Origin of the sequence: Pseudomonas sp. EggHat1, from assembly GCF_014892995.1 — a bacterium.
Taxonomy (GTDB): Bacteria; Pseudomonadota; Gammaproteobacteria; order Pseudomonadales; family Pseudomonadaceae; genus Aquipseudomonas; species Aquipseudomonas chaetocerotis.
The window spans coordinates 99,924-114,826 of record NZ_JACKQK010000013.1; the positions used below are offsets into that span (position 1 = coordinate 99,924).

Below are 14,903 nucleotides of genomic sequence, written 5' to 3' on the forward strand. Positions count from 1 at the left end.
GTGGCCCGAGCGAAGAAACCCTTGCCCAGCCTCGAATGGCTGGAGCCACGGGTCAAACTCAGTCGAGCGCTGAGCCTGTTCAGTTTCATCGCTTTACTGACCCTGCTGCTGGTGTGGAATCTGGGCTTCGCCGATCTGCATGGCGCGCGGGTCGGCGTAGTGCTGGCCATTCAGCTGCTGCCGCTGGCGCTGCTCGCCCCCGGGATACTGATGGGCAATGCCCGCGCCCACGCCTGGGCCTGCTTCGTGGTCAATATCTACTTCATCCAGGGCGTACTGGCCGCCATCGATCCGGCGCGTGCACTGTTCGGCGCGCTGGAGGCGGTAATCAGCTTCGGCCTGTTCTGCACGGCGCTGCTGTATACGCGCTGGCGCTTCCAGTACGACCGCAAGTTGGCAGGGGAATAAGCAACAGTCTTAAGCCGCGCTATTCAGGGGGCTTAGTTGGTACGCACGGGCGCTGAATCGGGCTGTAGTGGGGTTTGGAGACAGGCAGAGCGATGCGCCGACCGACGTATGTTGGCTTGCGGCTTGCCGCTACCAGCCCAGCGTTTCCTTGAGAAAGGGAATGGTCAGCTTGCGCTGGGCCTGTAGCGAAGCCTGATCCAGGCGCTCCAGCAACTCGAACAGCGCGCTCATGCTGCGTTCGCCACGGGTGAGGATGAAGCGACCGACCTCGTCGCTCATCTGTAGGCCACGACGCGAGGCACGCAGCTGCAGGGCGCGTAGCTTGTCTTCATCGGACAGCTCATGCAGCTGGAACACCAGCGAAAGGGTCAACCGCGACTTCAGATCGGGCAGTTGAATGGGCAACTCGCGCGGCGACATGGTGCCGGCCAGCAACAGACGCCGGCCGCTGTCACGCAGACGATTGAACAGGTGGAACAAACCCTCCTCCCAATCGCTGCGGCCAGCCACTGCATCGAGATCATCGAGACAAACCAGCTCGCACAGCTCGAGGTTGTCGAGCAGTTCCGGGCCGTGTTGCACCACCTCGCCAAGCGGCAGGTACACCACCGCCTCGCCGCGCTGCTCGAAACGCAGGCAGGCGGCCTGCAGCAAGTGGCTGCGCCCCACGCCCTCAGTGCCCCACAGATAGATCAGGCTTTCCGTCCAGCCGGCATCGGCCTCGCACAGACGCTCGACATAGCCCAGGGCCGCGGCATTGGCGCCGGGGTAGTAGTTGGCGAAGGTGGCGTCGTCACGCAGACGCACCCCCAGAGGCAGCTGGATTGGTTTCATGCAGGGCTCGGCGGCTCATCAGAACCGCTGTTGGACTCTCCGTAAAGACCGGAAAGTTTATACAAATCATGGGCATGGCGCAGCAGAACCATGATCACTGCGGCAACCGGCAAGGCCAGCAGCACGCCGGTGAAGCCAAACAGCTGGCCGCCAGCGAGGATGGCGAAGATCACTGCGACCGGATGCAAACCGATGCGATCACCCACCAGCATGGGCGTCAGGACCATACCTTCGAGCAGTTGGCCGATCATGAACACCACACCGATGCCGATCAACGGATAGGGCTCAAGACCGAACTGGAACAACGCGGCAGTCAACGCCGCACCGATACCGACGATGAAGCCCATGTAGGGCACGATGCTCGCCAGGCCAGCCAGCACACCGATCAGCAACCCCAGCTCCAACCCCACCAGCATCAGACCAGAGGCGTAGATGATGCTTAGCGCCAGCATTACCATCAACTGGCCACGCAGGAAGGCACCGAGCACCTCGTGGCATTCGCCAGTCAGCTTGACTACCAATCCTTCGCGCTGGCGCGGTAGCAGACGACGCAGGCGCTCGACGAGCACATCCCAGTCGCGCATCAGGTAGAAGCTCACCACCGGAATCAGCAGCAGGTTGCCCAGCCAGGCCAGCAGCGCCAGGCCCGAAGACGTGGCCTGAGCCAACACCATCTTGAGCACATCGGTGGTCTTGCCGATGTTATCGGTGAAGACCTGCTTGAGCTGATCGATCTGCAGCAGGTCATCCTGCAAACCCAGATGTGATTGCGACCAGGGCAACGCCGTGCCCTGCAGCCAGTCGAGCATTTCCGGCGCCAGCTGGTACAGACGCACCAGCTGTCGTCCCAGCATGGGCACCAGCACCAGCAACAGGATCAGCAGCGCCAGCGCGAACAGCGTGAACACCACCACTACGCCGCCGGTGCGCGACAGGCGGTGCCGCTCGAGGCGGTCGACCAGCGGGTCGCCCAGATAGGCCAGCAGGATACCGATCAGGAACGGGGAAAGAATCGGGTGTAACAGGTACAGCAGCCAGCCGAGCAGGAACAGCCCAGCCATCCATAGCCAACGGGTGGAATCGGTCATGCTCGCGTCCTCAATGCGAAACGGCGCCAGGAAGGCGCCGCGGAACTGGGCTGTGGTCTACCCGACAGGAATTCTACCAACGAAAGCGCAACTGATCGGTGCGCGGTTTCACCTGCGGAGCCTCGGTTGTAGCGGCCTCCGGGTTCTCTACCGGCTCAGCGGCATCGAGCGGCTCGCTGACTTCCTGCAACTGCCCCAATGCCAGTTGCGCACGCAATTGCTCCGGGCTAGCACTGACCTGATAGACCAGGCGCTGGCCATCGATCTCCTGCAAACGCGCGGCGAAGGGTTCGAGCAAGCGCTCCAGCGCCGCGAAACGACCCAGGTCTGCACCTTCGATTACCAGCGTCAGGCTTTGCGCAGCACCAGGTTTGACCAGAAAACGCGGGGCCAGGCGCTCGGCCACCGCCAGCAGCACGGCATCGGCCAACGCAGCCTGATCGGCGCCTTCGGCTTTGCCCTGTTCACGCTCGTCGCCCAACCACAGGCGCCAGGTGGCCTGCCAGTTACCGCTGCTCTCGGTCGCCTGCACGGCCAGCAAGGCATCGGCGCCATAGCGCTCGGAGGCCTCGCGCAGTGCCTGCGGATCGTTGGCCAGCAAGGCATCGGCATTGCCCAGCGCCTGCTCGCTCAGGTCCGCCAGCGGCAGACGCAGCGGCAGGCCACGATGCTGAGCAGCATCGCGTAGCAACGCCGATGCACTCTGGCTTTCGCCAACCAGTTGGCTGCCTTCCGGCGATTCGTTGAGCCACCAGGTGAGAATGGCCGGACGGTTGGCGCCCCACAGGGCCAGGCCTGCCTGGCGCAGTTGGTGATCGGTGCTGGCTGGATCGAACTCGACCAACAGCGCTTCACCTTCATAGCCGTACTGACTGACGATCTGTTGCGGGTCCTTGCGCAGACCTTCCAGCCCAGCGCTCTGCAGCGCCTTGGCATCACCGGTCAAACGCAGCACCAGAGTCTGCAGGGCCTTCTGCATGGCCGCGTCACGGCTTTCCGGCTGCTGATCCGCCACGGGTTCACGCACCTGATAAAGACCGGTAACCGGCGCGGCCAATGCCGGAAGGCTCAGGAGCGACAGACAAAAGAACAGCAGACGGATGGGCAAACGCATTGGGGCGGACTCTCGCAAGGGATGGCTGCACGGAGGGCGGCCACAAAGGCCTATACCTTAAACAGCCGCTCAAGCCCCGGCAACCAGAGCCCGTGCCTGCGACGAAGCGCATGCACGCGAGTGGCCGCTACCGGGCAAGCCTGATAAAATCGCGCGCCTTCGCCAGCCGGTACGCGCGCCGGGCTCCTTGGATGAGCCTGCGCCACGTCGGCGCCTACACGAACTCCCCATCCAAAGGCCCGGATCTATGAGCAAGCAACCCTCCATCAGCTACAAGGACGCAGGCGTCGACATCGATGCCGGTGAAGCCCTGGTCGAGCGCATCAAGGGCGTGGCCAAGCGCACTGCGCGTCCGGAAGTCATGGGTGACCTGGGCGGCTTCGGCGCCCTGTGCGAGATCCCGGCCGGCTACAAGCAACCCGTCCTGGTGTCCGGTACCGATGGCGTCGGCACCAAGCTGCGCCTGGCGCTGAACCTGAACAAGCACGACAGCATCGGCCAGGACCTGGTCGCCATGTGCGTCAACGATCTGGTGGTCTGCGGCGCCGAGCCGCTGTTCTTCCTCGACTACTACGCCACCGGCAAGCTCAACGTCGACGTAGCCGCCACCGTGGTCACCGGCATTGGCGCCGGTTGCGAACTGGCTGGCTGCTCCCTGGTCGGTGGTGAAACCGCCGAAATGCCGGGCATGTACGAAGGCGAAGACTACGACCTGGCCGGTTTCTGCGTCGGCGTGGTGGAAAAGAGCGAAATCATCGACGGCTCCAAAGTCGTGACTGGCGACGCCCTGATCGCCCTGCCCTCCTCCGGCCCGCACTCCAACGGCTACTCGTTGATCCGCAAGATCATCGAAGTCTCCGGCGCCGACATCGAGCAGGTGCAACTGGATGGCAAGGCCCTGGCAGACCTGCTGATGGCGCCGACCCGCATCTACGTCAAGCCGTTGCTGAAGCTGATCAAGGACACCGGCGCGGTCAAGGCCATGGCCCACATCACCGGCGGCGGCCTGCTGGACAACATCCCGCGCGTACTGCCGCAAGGCGCCCAGGCGGTGATCGACGTCGCTAGCTGGAATCGCCCGGCCGTGTTCGACTGGCTGCAGGAAAAGGGCAACGTCGACGAGCACGAAATGCACCGCGTCCTGAACTGCGGCGTCGGCATGGTCATCTGCGTCGCTCAGGATCAGGTCGAAACCGCCCTGGCCAGCCTGCGCGCCAGCGGCGAGCAACCCTGGGTCATCGGCCAGATCACCGAAGCGGCAGAAGGTGCAGCCCAGGTTCAATTGAACAACCTGAAAGCCCACTGATGCCCTGCAATGTCGTCGTCCTGATCTCCGGGTCAGGCAGCAATCTGCAAGCGCTGATCGACAGCGTTGCCCACGACGGCAATCCGGCCCGCATCGCCGCGGTTATCTGCAACCGCGCCGGTGCCTATGGTCTGGAGCGGGCGAAACAGGCCGGGATCGCTACCGAACTGCTTGACCACAAGCAGTTCGACGGCCGCGAAGCCTTCGATGCCGCCCTGATCCAGGCCATCGACGCCCACCAGCCTGATCTGGTGGTGCTGGCCGGCTTCATGCGCATCCTCACGCCTGGCTTCGTGCAGCATTACTCAGGCCGCCTGCTGAATATCCATCCGTCACTGCTGCCCAAGCACAAAGGGCTGCACACCCATCAGCGCGCCCTGGAGGCCGGCGATACCGAGCACGGCTGCAGCGTGCACTTCGTGACAGAGGAACTCGATGGTGGCCCTCTGGTCGTACAAGCTGTGCTGCCAGTCATGGCAGACGACACGGCCGAAAGCCTTGCGCGCCGCGTTCATCAGCAGGAACACCAGATCTATCCTCTGGCTGTACGCTGGTTTGCCGAAGGCCGCTTGCGTCTTGGCGCTCAAGGCGCAATGCTGGATGGCCAGCCGCTGCCCGCCAGCGGCCATCTGATTCGAACCTAGGAGACTCTATGCGTCGTGCCCTGCTGTTCGCCCTGACACTGTTCAGCCTGCCCGCCCTTGCCGAGGACCTGCAGCCCTTCTCCGCCAGCTACACTGCGGACTGGAAGCAGCTACCGGTCAGTGGCAGCGCCGAGCGTAGCCTCAAGCGCGAAGATGACGGCCGCTGGACCCTCAACTTCGAAGCGTCGATGCTGGTCGCCGGCCTCACCGAAGAAAGCACCTTCCGGGTCGACAACCAGACCCTGATGCCACTGACCTACCGCCTCAATCGCAGCGGCCTGGGCAAAGGCAAGAAAGTCGAGCAGGACTTCGACTGGGAACAGAAGCAGGTCATCGGCACCGACCGTGGTGACGCCGTGCGCTTCCCGCTCAATCGCGGCCTGCTGGACAAGTCCACCTACCAGATCGCCCTGCAACAGGACGTCGCGGCCGGCAAGAAGAGCGTGAGCTATCAGGTGGTCGACGGTGACGAGATCGAAACCTACGACTTCCGTGTGCTGGGCGAAGAAGTGGTACGTACCAAGGCCGGCCTAATCGACGCGATCAAGGTCGAGCGCGTGCGGGACCCCACGCAGAGCACCCGCAAGACCGTGTTGTGGTTCGCCAAGGACTGGGGCCACCTGCTGGTGCGCCTGCATCAGGTGGAAACCGACGGCAAGGAATACCAGATCATGCTCAAGGACGGCACCGTCGCCGGCAAGCCGGTCGAAGGTCGTCGCGACTGATTGGCAAGCGCACAAAAAACCGGGCTAATGCCCGGTTTTTTTTATGGTTTTTTGCATTCTCGCGGAGAGGATACGCTTGACACCGGGCTGGCAATTAAGTGTTAGCTGTCGATGACTTGGCACTATCCATTAGCACGCCGCCTGGCCTGATGGGTTTCGCCCCTTACGGGCGACTCACTTTCTTTGCTTGTGCAAAGAAAGTAAGCAAAGAAACACACCCCTACATACGGCCCCTGCTGCGCCGGGGTTCCCTCGCTCCATCACCACTCCAGGGGCCCGCCACGAAGGGCCATCCCTGGCCCATCGTGGCTCTCGCGACATCCATGTCGCTCAACCCCTTACGCGGTGATTCCACTCGGCCTCCTGAAGGGGACTTGGGCGTCGTCTGTACCATCGCAGTTGAAGAGCAAAGGCAAGGCACAGACGCCGCCAATTTCAATTTCGCGAAGATTACGCAAGCTCGCGGCCCGGTCCCCTTCAGGAGGCCGAGTGGAGGTGTTGCGTAGGGGAGCGAGCCGCATGGATGCGGCGAGATACCGATGGCGGCCCCGCTTAAAGGGCCAGGGATGGCCCTTGTAAGCCGGCCCCCGGAGCAGCGCCGGAATGAGGAAACGCAGCGAAGCGAAGTAACAGCCGCAGGCTGGCCCGAAGGGTGAGCAAAGCGAATCAAGGTGTGGCGCCCGTAAGGGGCGCAACCCAAACGCTCAGCGCACGCGGTAATGGATAGTGCTAAGCCCGTGAGCAATACGCACACAAACTTGCCAGTCCGGTATCAACTGGCACTTTCCCCAAACTATGCGAAGAACTTTTTTATTGCCTGTTCCGGGCGCTGGCTGGCAGCACCCGGTAATAGCTCAATCCTGACTCACGGCACCGATCTTGTGGATCGACAGGTCGGCGCCGTTGTATTCCTCTTCCTGACTCAGGCGAATGCCCAAAGACACCTTGAGCAGGCCGTACACCACGAAGCCACCGACCAGCGCGACCACCACGCCCAGCGCAGTGCCGATCACCTGGCTGGCCAGGCTGACGCCTCCCAGGCCACCGAATGCTTCGAGGCCGAAGATGCCGCAAGCGATGCCGCCCCAGATGCCGCACAGGCCATGCAGCGGCCAGACGCCGAGCACGTCATCGATCTTCCACTTCACCTGAGTCGCGGTGAATGCCCAGACAAACAGAGCACCGGCAATCGCGCCAGTGGCCAGGGCGCCAATCGGGTGCATCAGGTCCGAGCCGGCGCAGATGGCGACCAGACCAGCCAGCGGGCCGTTGTGCAGGAAGCCTGGGTCATTGCGCCCTACCAGCAGCGCGGCGACGGTACCACCGACCATGGCCATCAGCGAGTTGACCGCCACCAGGCCACTGACGCCTTCGAGCGTCTGCGCACTCATCACGTTGAAGCCGAACCAGCCGATGATCAGAATCCACGAGCCCAGCGCCAGGAATGGAATGTTCGACGGCGCCATGGCCACCAGCTTGCCGTCGCGATAGCGACCATTGCGACGCCCCAGCAACAACACCGCGCCGAAGGCCAACCAACCGCCCATGGCATGCACCACCACCGAACCGGCAAAATCATGGAAGCCTGCACCGAAGCGAGCCTCGAGCCAGGCCTGGAAACCGTAGTTGCCATTCCAGATCATGCCTTCGAAGAAGGGATAGACGAACGCCACGATCAACGCCGTGGCGCATAGCTGCGGGCCGAACCTGGCGCGCTCGGCAATACCACCGGAGATAATCGCTGGAATCGCCGCCGCGAAGGTCAGCAGGAAGAAGAACTTCACCAGACCGTACCCATGGTTCTCCGTCAGCACCGCGGCCGGCTCGAAGAAGTTGATGCCGTAGGCGATCCAGTAGCCGATGAAGAAATACGCCAGGGCGGAGATGGCGAAATCCGAGAGAATCTTCGATAGCGCGTTGACCTGGTTTTTCTGCCGCACCGTTCCCACTTCAAGGAAGGCAAACCCGGCATGCATGGCCAGGACCATGATTGCACCCAGCAGGATGAACAGGGTATTGGAGCCGTGGATCAGCGTGGCCACGGCACTGTTGATGTTTTCCATCGAGAAAGAAAACTCCGGAGGCAGAAGAAAAAGCACCAAACAAAGGCACAAAACCGAAAATGCGCACCACAATGCAGCCAACACATGCAGCGCGCCCTCGAAAAGTGCTGTCTGACGGCCCCAAAATAGCGCCACCAAAGACTGACTGATCGATGCTTATTTCTTGTTAATCAAATGGTTATGCGCGAAATTGACCATCCTGAGCCGCACCGAGAAAGCCCCATCACAGGGCATTTCGCGACCTTCGCGCACCAGCAAAATGCAATCGCTATACCAAACACCAAACCGGTCACTTCACGACTATTCTTGCGGAACCCTCACGCTGCAGAGCACTCGTAAACAGTACATACCCAACGCAGAGGACTGCTCACCATGCCACGCAAAGCCGCTACTCCAAGCACCAAGGACGCCCTGCTGGATGAATTCCAGGCTCTGGTCAGCGACACCGAGAAGCTCCTGCAACATTCCGCCAGCCTCGCTGGTGAACAGGCCGAAGCGCTGCGCGATGACATTCGCAGCAGTCTTGACCGTGCCCGCGACACCTTGCACAAAGCCGAGTCCGGCCTGCGCGAACAGGGCAAGATCGCCGTCGACGCCACTGAGGATTACGTGCACAAGCACCCGTGGCAGGCGCTCGGCCTGTCGGCCGCTATCGGCCTGGTGCTCGGCCTGCTGATAAGTCGCCGTTGACAGCGCCCATGTCCAACGGCCCCTCGCCACGGCGCCTGGGTGCAGCCCTGTTGGGCCTGCTCCAGGGCCACGTGGCGCTGCTCGCTCATGAACTCGAAGACCAACGCAACCAGGCACTACGTGCGCTGCTCCTTGGCGGTCTGTGCCTGGCCTTCGCTCTGCTCCTGCTGATAGGTCTGTCCGCTCTGCTGCTGATCGTCTACTGGGATACGCACCGCCTGGCAGTCGCCACCGGCCTGTGCCTGTTCTACGGTTTTGGCCTGCTCGTTTGCGGCGCCTGGCTGCTGACCAGTCTGCGCAACGCCGAGCCGCCGTTCAGCGCCAGCCTTGAAGAACTGCAACGTGACCGCGAGCAACTGCTGCCATGACGCCGACCCTACCTCCAGGCGCCTCGCGCCGTGAACTTCGTAAAGCCGTGCTGCGCATGCGTCTGGAGATGCACCGCCAGGAACTGCGCCATGAAATGCTGCAGATCAGCCAACCACTCAAACAGGTACGCGAGTACGGACAGCGCCTGCGCCAGGGCAATGCACCCTTTTTGCTCACTGGTGGCGCACTGGCACTGGCCGGGCTGCTCGGAGGCAAACGCGGTTGGCGTCGCTGGTTACGCCTGGCATTGATCATTGCACCGCTACTTCGGCGCCGGCAAAGCGGCATCGACTGAAGCGGAAGCTGGTCTAGACCTGGGCTGGCCGCGATCTTGCTTGGTTGAGCAACCCAGCCGCCACCAGGCGGCTCAACCGCTCAGCGCTAAGGACACCCCAGGTGATCGACGGACTGCCTTTTGCCGTCTTCCAACCCTTCATCGACACCGCCACCGGCCGTATCGCCGGCGTCGAAGCGCTGGCTCGGTTGCGCGATGCCAACGGCCAGGCACATTCGGCCGGGCCGCTTTTCGCTGATCCGAAAACCCCGCCCGCCGCTCTGCGCCGCCTTGACCGGCAAGTGCGCGAAGATGCCCTGCGGCGCTTCCACCAAGCCCCCGCGGACTGGTTCCTGAGCCTGAACATTTCACCACGCTGGATCAGCCGCCTGCGCCCGGCGCAGCCACTGCCCAGCCTGATTCAACTGCAGCGCAGCGGTATCGACCCAGCACGCATCGTCTTCGAGATCACCGAACTGGGCGGTGCCAGCCAGCGCTTACCCGACGTGGTAGCGCGCTACCGTGAGGCCGGAGCACGCATCGCCATCGACGATTTCGGCGCTGGCTATTCGCAGCTCGACCGCGTGCTGGCACTGCAGCCGGACATCCTCAAGCTGGACATGCGCCTGTTCCAGGAGGCCGCTCGCGGCGGCCCTAGCGGCGAAGTGGTCAAGGCGCTGGCCCAGATGGCCGAAAAGACCGGTTGCTGGATCATCGCCGAAGGGGTGGAAACCGAAGCCGAGCTGAACTTCGCCCTGGAGTGCGGCGCCCGTTACGTCCAGGGGTTTCTGTTCGCCAGGCCGGAGGAAGAGCTGTTCGCCAGCGACGCCTTCGTCGGCCGTTTCGCGCGCCTGCGTGACAGCTACGTACAGCAGAAACTCGCCGAGCGCGCGCGCCTGGTCAGCCTGCGCCAGCAACTGGCCGAATTGATGTCCGAACTCAGGTTCTGGGCCGAAAGTGGCGCCCCGGCAACGAGCCTTAAGGCGCCGGACAACTATCCCTGGCTGTTGCGCATCTATCAGTGCGACCGCCACGGCACCCAACTCACACCCAACCTGCAGTGGCGCCAGAACATCTGGCAGGCCGATGACCGCTACCTTGGGCATAACTGGTCATGGCGTCCCTACTTCTATCAACTGCTGGCCGAAGGCTGGGAAGAGCGGCGCCTGACGCTCTCCACCACCTACCGCGATGCCACCACCAACCAGTATTGCCTGACGGCAGGCCAGTTCATCGACAATGGTCGTCGCCTGCTGCTGGTGGACATCGACGCTGCCGGTTTCTGAGGAGGCAGCTAGGCTTAAGCAACAGGTTGTCGGACTTCTCTCGGCACAGTCGAACCAGGCGTTTCTCGGATACATCCCTGCCCACAGAAGCTTCGCGCCGAACGGCTGAATGATCTGCCCCAGTCTTCGAGGCTGCGCTTATGCCCTGGCTAGCCCTGCGCCTGCTCACCCCGCTGCTGCTCAGCGCCAGCGTACTGGCCGCCGTGTCCCCGACCTATCACGGCGACATCGCTCCGCTTCTGGCCAACCGCTGCCTGGTCTGCCACAGCGGCGCGCAGGCCCCATTGGGCCTGCGCCTGGACAGCCTGGAAAATCTGTTGCGCGGCAGCCAGCGCGGGCCGGTGGTCCACGCTGGCGATGCCGCCGGCAGTGAGCTGCTGCGCCGCCTGACAGGCAGCAGCCAACCACGCATGCCGCTGAGCGGCCCGCCCTTCCTCGATGCCGCCGAGATCACCATGGTCGAACGCTGGATAAACGCCGGCCTGCCAGCAGGCAGCGAAATCGCCACCCGGCCTGCCGTCACCCTGCCAACGCCTGACGAGGCGATCGACTACCGCCACGTCGAAGCCATCCTGCTACGCCGCTGCGCTACCTGCCATTCCGCCAGCGGCCTGATGGGTCCGGCTCCCGAGGGTTATCTGCTGTCGAGTTACGCAGCAACCCTGGCCAGCAACGACCGCGCCCGCGTGGTGCCCGGTAACCCCGCAGCCAGCGAGCTGGTGCGGCGCATTCGTGGCCAGGCGCGACCGCGCATGCCTTACGACGGCCCGCCCTATCTAACGGATGCGGAAATCGACCTGATCGTGGCCTGGATCGAACAAGGCGCACGCGATGCTACCGGGCAGCCAGCAGCCGTGCCGGTGGGCGCCCGAGTACGTCTGCATGGCCGCCTGGATGATGCCGGCAAGCTGGACGGGCTGGCGCTGCTGATCGATGCCCGCACGCGCCTCGACGATGCACCACGCCCCGGCGCCTACGTGCAGGTGCGCGGCCGCCTCGATGCTGGCGGCCGCGTGCAAGTAGAACGTCTACGCCTGCGCTAGCTGCTCGGCAGGCGCCTCATGCGGACGATAAGCGGTGTGCACCACCTTGCTGTCGACATGATTGATGGTGGACAAGATCTGCGCGGCATCGGTCTGCGACGGCGCCATGGTCCAGCGGTCCAGCGCGTCGTTGCCGATGCGCAGCATGCCGGTATGGCTGAGGTCGTTGAGGTCAACCACCGGGTCGACGTCATAAAAACCCAGGGCGCGACGCAGTTGCTCGATATCGGCGCGCGCGCCGGTAAGGAACTGCCAGCCCGGACCGATATGGTGGCGCTCGACGTACTCGCGCAGACGCTCGGGGCTGTCCAGCTCCGGTTGCAGCGTCAGCGAATACAGGTGCACATCGCGTCCGGCACGTTCACCGAGCATCTCCTGCACCAGGCGCAGGTTGGCGGTGGTGGCCGGGCAACTGTTGCTGCACTGGGCGTACATCATGTTGATCGCCACCACCTTGCCGCGCACCAGGTCGTCGTAGAAGCGCACTTCACGCCCCTCGTGGGTCAGCAGCGGTACATTGGGAAAGCGCGTACCGCCCACCCCGGCCAACGGCGCGGCTGGCTGCTGCAGGCTACTGCCCGAGTGCCAGGCGGCCCAACCGAACGCGGCAACGCCAAGCCCTGCCAGCACCTTTCTTCGCGTATTCATGGCAAACCTCCTGCTGGCTCAGACGATGTCAAAACGCAGCATCATGGCGTGGTCTTCGTGGATCAGGTTGTGGCAGTGCATCACGTACTTGCCCTTGTAATCGCGAAAACGCATCAGCACGCGCAGAACCGTACGGTCGGAAATGTTGAACACATCCTTGCGGCCGCGCTCATGCACCGGGATGACCACGTTGCGGCCATCGGTGGTCTTGCTCAGCAGACGGCCCTCCTCGAAATGGATATGTACAGGGTGATCCCAGCCGTCATCGACGCTGTACAACTCCCAGATCTCCATGGCTCCCATGGGCACCAAAGCGCGCGGAACATTGAGATTGATGAACTGACCATTGATCGCCCACATGTTCTGTCGGCGCTCGAAGAGGAACCTGCGCACCGGCAGTGCCGCCAGCTGGGCGGTCGTCGGCAACGGCGGCAGCGGCCGCAGGGTGCTGGGCACCCGGCTCAGGTCCTGCTCCGGCGGCTCACGGTCGACCACTATCTTCAATACCCGATCGCCGGGCGCAACCACCTGATAAGGCCGACGAGTGTCTTCCGGGCGGTGGGTCAGGCGGTTGGCCAGGTACAGCTCAGTGCCCACCGGGTAGCGCGAGAAATCCACCACGATATCGGCTCGTTCGGCCACGCCCAGGCGCACGTTGGTCTGGTTGAGCAGTGGTTTTTCCAGCAGGTTGCCGTCGTTGGCGATGTAGGTGAAAGGCTGGATGACGTTGTTCGGCCGCACCAGGTAGAACTGGTAAAAGCGGCTCGGCCCACCGTTGAGCAGGCGCAGGCGGTACTTGCGCCGTGCTACCCGCAGCACTGGCTGGATCTTGCCGTTGACTATGGTCTTGTCGCCGAGGATGCCCTCGGGGCTGACCTGGTCGTAATAAAGGATGCCGTTGGGGTCGAAACGCCGATCGCAGAAGCTCAGCGGGTAGTCGTAGGGGTGGCTGGGCAGACGCAAGGCCGCGGGGTTCGGGTCCTTCTCGTTGCCCGAGTCGAGATGATCGAACAGCAGGAAGAAGCCCATCAGCCCGCGAACGATGTTGGGCGCGGTGAAGTCCAGGGTATGGTCGTGGTAGAACAGCGTACCGAGGGCCTCGCGGTAATCGCCGATGCCGTTTTGCAGTTCGTCGTAGCCGGCGTAGATGTTGGAGTAAAGGTGGTCCTTGAAACCGCCTGGCGCGGTCAGATTGGGCCCGGCCTTGGTGGCGCTGTAGTAGTCGCCGGCAAAACCGTCACTCTCCGAACCGACGTGGGCATTGTGCAGGTGGGTGCTGATCTCCGGCGTACCAAAACCAGTGTGGTTGGCCGGCAAGTCATTGTAGATGCGGCAGATCATCGGGTGGCCGTAGTGCGAGTGCACCACCGGGCTGAGCACGGACAGATCCGCAACGGCGGCCTGGAAGGTCCATACCGGCTGTGGCGGATAGGCCGGATTGAACACCCAACCCTCGCGCTGCGCTGCATGCAACTCGTAGTGCTCGGCTTGCGGGCCGAACTCGGCCCAGCGCTGATGCGCCGGCCGCCCGGCCTCGCCGGCGACGGTGTTGGCAAGCTCGGTAGGCGGCGGATTGAGCGTGCTGCCGTAAAGCAGCGCCGGCTCATTGGGCAGAAACTCCTGCCAGGCAATGGTCGGCGGGCTAGGCGGCACCACCGCCTCGCTACGACTGGGCGCCAGGATCAGCGGCGCCGCGGCCATTGCCGCACTACCTTGAAGAAAACTGCGCCGTGATAACTGCCCAGGCGGCGCCAGCTCTCCATCAGCGGGGCAAAGAGTGCTCTGCGCCTCGGTCGGACCCGAACTGGGTGATAAAGGTTTCATGCTGCATCTCCCCGACGTCCGGCTGTCGCTCCTGTGTGTACGCCTTAACCCGCACACGGGCGATGTACGCACGTCGTCTGAAAAACGGTCGACTCGACTGAGGCCTCCAGGCCGAGACAACTACCAACGACCAGACGGCCCACAGGGCCAGCACGCCAGAGCGAGTCGACTCGGCTCCAGCAAGGTCGGTGCACGGGAAATAGGCAGATGAACAATGAAGGCGTGGCAACTGCGCCTCGCTGAAACGGGGTGCATGGTCCGGCACAACGGCAAGCTGTCCATGACGTTCTCCCTAGCAACCTCTACTACCAGTACGCGGCGCCCTCTCCTTCACCGCACACCGTCAAATAACAAACGTTCACAACTGTTACTTAAACCCCTTCATAGCAATTAGTCAAATACCCGTCACAACACGCAAACCACCTCAATATAAGCAATAAGTATATACCTAAAAAGCCAATAAATTGACGATTGAATAATTATCACCTCCTCTCGAGCTCTCCGAATGCAGAATCCACCCAGCCGTCATGCCAACACGACGCACCTCATCCCTACCTCGGGTTGCGCAGCGCTGCGCGAACGCCGAA

The 14,903-nt window shown here is 63.0% G+C and carries 15 protein-coding genes; 9 read left to right on the plus strand and 6 right to left on the minus strand.

The window, feature by feature from the left end:
• A complete protein-coding gene (locus tag INS93_RS19320) occupies positions 1-408 on the plus strand; it encodes a DUF2069 domain-containing protein (RefSeq protein ID WP_192984969.1) in 408 nt (135 codons plus the stop codon).
• Between the two features lie 129 nt (positions 409-537).
• Here INS93_RS19320 and hda read toward each other — a convergent pair whose 3' ends face one another.
• The 3 genes from hda to INS93_RS19335 form a co-directional block, all read right to left on the minus strand.
• Complete coding sequence (gene hda, locus INS93_RS19325) at positions 538-1,242, minus strand: DnaA regulatory inactivator Hda (RefSeq protein WP_192984971.1); 705 nt, start codon at positions 1,240-1,242, stop codon at positions 538-540.
• Positions 1,239-2,330, minus strand: coding sequence for an AI-2E family transporter (locus INS93_RS19330; RefSeq protein WP_192984973.1), 1,092 nt, complete (start codon positions 2,328-2,330; stop codon positions 1,239-1,241). Before INS93_RS19330 ends, hda begins: the two co-directional genes overlap by 4 nt.
• 73 nt (positions 2,331-2,403) lie before the next feature.
• Positions 2,404-3,444, minus strand: a complete 1,041-nt coding sequence (locus INS93_RS19335; protein WP_192984976.1) for a DUF2066 domain-containing protein — start codon at positions 3,442-3,444, stop codon at positions 2,404-2,406.
• A gap of 247 nt (positions 3,445-3,691) precedes the next feature.
• On the opposite strand from INS93_RS19335, the gene purM reads away from it, so the two are divergent.
• Genes purM through INS93_RS19350 form a run of 3 tightly spaced genes read left to right on the plus strand, consistent with a single transcriptional unit; the run spans position 3,692 to position 6,119 of the window.
• Positions 3,692-4,750, plus strand: coding sequence for a phosphoribosylformylglycinamidine cyclo-ligase (gene purM, locus INS93_RS19340; RefSeq protein ID WP_192984978.1), 1,059 nt, complete (start codon positions 3,692-3,694; stop codon positions 4,748-4,750).
• Positions 4,750-5,394 (plus strand): phosphoribosylglycinamide formyltransferase, encoded by a 645-nt coding sequence (gene purN / locus INS93_RS19345; protein WP_192984980.1) that lies wholly within the window; start codon positions 4,750-4,752, stop codon positions 5,392-5,394. Before purM ends, purN begins: the two co-directional genes overlap by 1 nt.
• Before the next feature lie 8 nt (positions 5,395-5,402).
• Positions 5,403-6,119 carry a DUF3108 domain-containing protein gene (locus INS93_RS19350; RefSeq protein ID WP_192984982.1) on the plus strand — a complete coding sequence of 239 codons (717 nt, stop codon included), beginning with the start codon at positions 5,403-5,405 and terminating at the stop codon, positions 6,117-6,119.
• Between the two features lie 854 nt (positions 6,120-6,973).
• On the opposite strand, the gene INS93_RS19355 is transcribed toward INS93_RS19350, so the two are convergent.
• The gene (locus INS93_RS19355) at positions 6,974-8,182 is read right to left on the minus strand and encodes an ammonium transporter (RefSeq protein ID WP_192984984.1); all 1,209 of its coding nucleotides are present in this window, start codon (positions 8,180-8,182) and stop codon (positions 6,974-6,976) included.
• A gap of 372 nt (positions 8,183-8,554) precedes the next feature.
• Between INS93_RS19355 and INS93_RS19360 the strand changes: the two genes are divergently transcribed.
• From INS93_RS19360 to INS93_RS19380, 5 genes are all read left to right on the plus strand, one after another.
• Positions 8,555-8,872 carry a DUF883 family protein gene (locus INS93_RS19360; RefSeq protein WP_003461988.1) on the plus strand — a complete coding sequence of 106 codons (318 nt, stop codon included), beginning with the start codon at positions 8,555-8,557 and terminating at the stop codon, positions 8,870-8,872.
• A gap of 8 nt (positions 8,873-8,880) precedes the next feature.
• Complete coding sequence (locus INS93_RS19365) at positions 8,881-9,240, plus strand: phage holin family protein (protein ID WP_160019604.1); 360 nt, start codon at positions 8,881-8,883, stop codon at positions 9,238-9,240.
• Complete coding sequence (locus INS93_RS19370) at positions 9,237-9,536, plus strand: hypothetical protein (RefSeq protein WP_192984986.1); 300 nt, start codon at positions 9,237-9,239, stop codon at positions 9,534-9,536. Before INS93_RS19365 ends, INS93_RS19370 begins: the two co-directional genes overlap by 4 nt.
• Before the next feature lie 101 nt (positions 9,537-9,637).
• A complete protein-coding gene (locus tag INS93_RS19375; RefSeq protein ID WP_192984987.1) occupies positions 9,638-10,801 on the plus strand; it encodes an EAL domain-containing protein in 1,164 nt (387 codons plus the stop codon).
• A gap of 140 nt (positions 10,802-10,941) precedes the next feature.
• Entirely contained in the window at positions 10,942-11,844 is a 903-nt protein-coding gene (locus tag INS93_RS19380; RefSeq protein ID WP_192984990.1) for a c-type cytochrome domain-containing protein, read from the plus strand.
• Here the strand turns inward: INS93_RS19380 and INS93_RS19385 are convergent.
• Positions 11,830-12,492 (minus strand): SCO family protein, encoded by a 663-nt coding sequence (locus INS93_RS19385; protein ID WP_160019608.1) that lies wholly within the window; start codon positions 12,490-12,492, stop codon positions 11,830-11,832. The genes INS93_RS19380 and INS93_RS19385 overlap by 15 nt on opposite strands.
• A gap of 18 nt (positions 12,493-12,510) precedes the next feature.
• The gene (locus tag INS93_RS19390; protein ID WP_192984992.1) at positions 12,511-14,316 is read right to left on the minus strand and encodes a multicopper oxidase domain-containing protein; all 1,806 of its coding nucleotides are present in this window, start codon (positions 14,314-14,316) and stop codon (positions 12,511-12,513) included.
• Positions 14,317-14,903 lie beyond the last annotated feature (587 nt).

Excerpts from the sequence above, each read along its gene's own strand:
- INS93_RS19360 (WP_003461988.1), top strand. The coding sequence starts at position 8,555 with ATGCCACGCAAAGCCGCTACTCCAAGCACCAAGGACGCCCTGCTGGAT.
- INS93_RS19330 (WP_192984973.1), bottom strand. The coding sequence starts at position 2,330 with ATGACCGATTCCACCCGTTGGCTATGGATGGCTGGGCTGTTCCTGCTC.
- INS93_RS19355 (WP_192984984.1), bottom strand. The coding sequence starts at position 8,182 with ATGGAAAACATCAACAGTGCCGTGGCCACGCTGATCCACGGCTCCAAT.
- INS93_RS19350 (WP_192984982.1), top strand. The coding sequence starts at position 5,403 with ATGCGTCGTGCCCTGCTGTTCGCCCTGACACTGTTCAGCCTGCCCGCC.
- INS93_RS19390 (WP_192984992.1), bottom strand. The coding sequence starts at position 14,316 with ATGAAACCTTTATCACCCAGTTCGGGTCCGACCGAGGCGCAGAGCACT.
- INS93_RS19365 (WP_160019604.1), top strand. The coding sequence starts at position 8,881 with ATGTCCAACGGCCCCTCGCCACGGCGCCTGGGTGCAGCCCTGTTGGGC.
- INS93_RS19335 (WP_192984976.1), bottom strand. The coding sequence starts at position 3,444 with ATGCGTTTGCCCATCCGTCTGCTGTTCTTTTGTCTGTCGCTCCTGAGC.
- INS93_RS19385 (WP_160019608.1), bottom strand. The coding sequence starts at position 12,492 with ATGAATACGCGAAGAAAGGTGCTGGCAGGGCTTGGCGTTGCCGCGTTC.
- hda (WP_192984971.1), bottom strand. The coding sequence starts at position 1,242 with ATGAAACCAATCCAGCTGCCTCTGGGGGTGCGTCTGCGTGACGACGCC.
- purM (WP_192984978.1), top strand. The coding sequence starts at position 3,692 with ATGAGCAAGCAACCCTCCATCAGCTACAAGGACGCAGGCGTCGACATC.
- INS93_RS19370 (WP_192984986.1), top strand. The coding sequence starts at position 9,237 with ATGACGCCGACCCTACCTCCAGGCGCCTCGCGCCGTGAACTTCGTAAA.
- purN (WP_192984980.1), top strand. The coding sequence starts at position 4,750 with ATGCCCTGCAATGTCGTCGTCCTGATCTCCGGGTCAGGCAGCAATCTG.
- INS93_RS19380 (WP_192984990.1), top strand. The coding sequence starts at position 10,942 with ATGCCCTGGCTAGCCCTGCGCCTGCTCACCCCGCTGCTGCTCAGCGCC.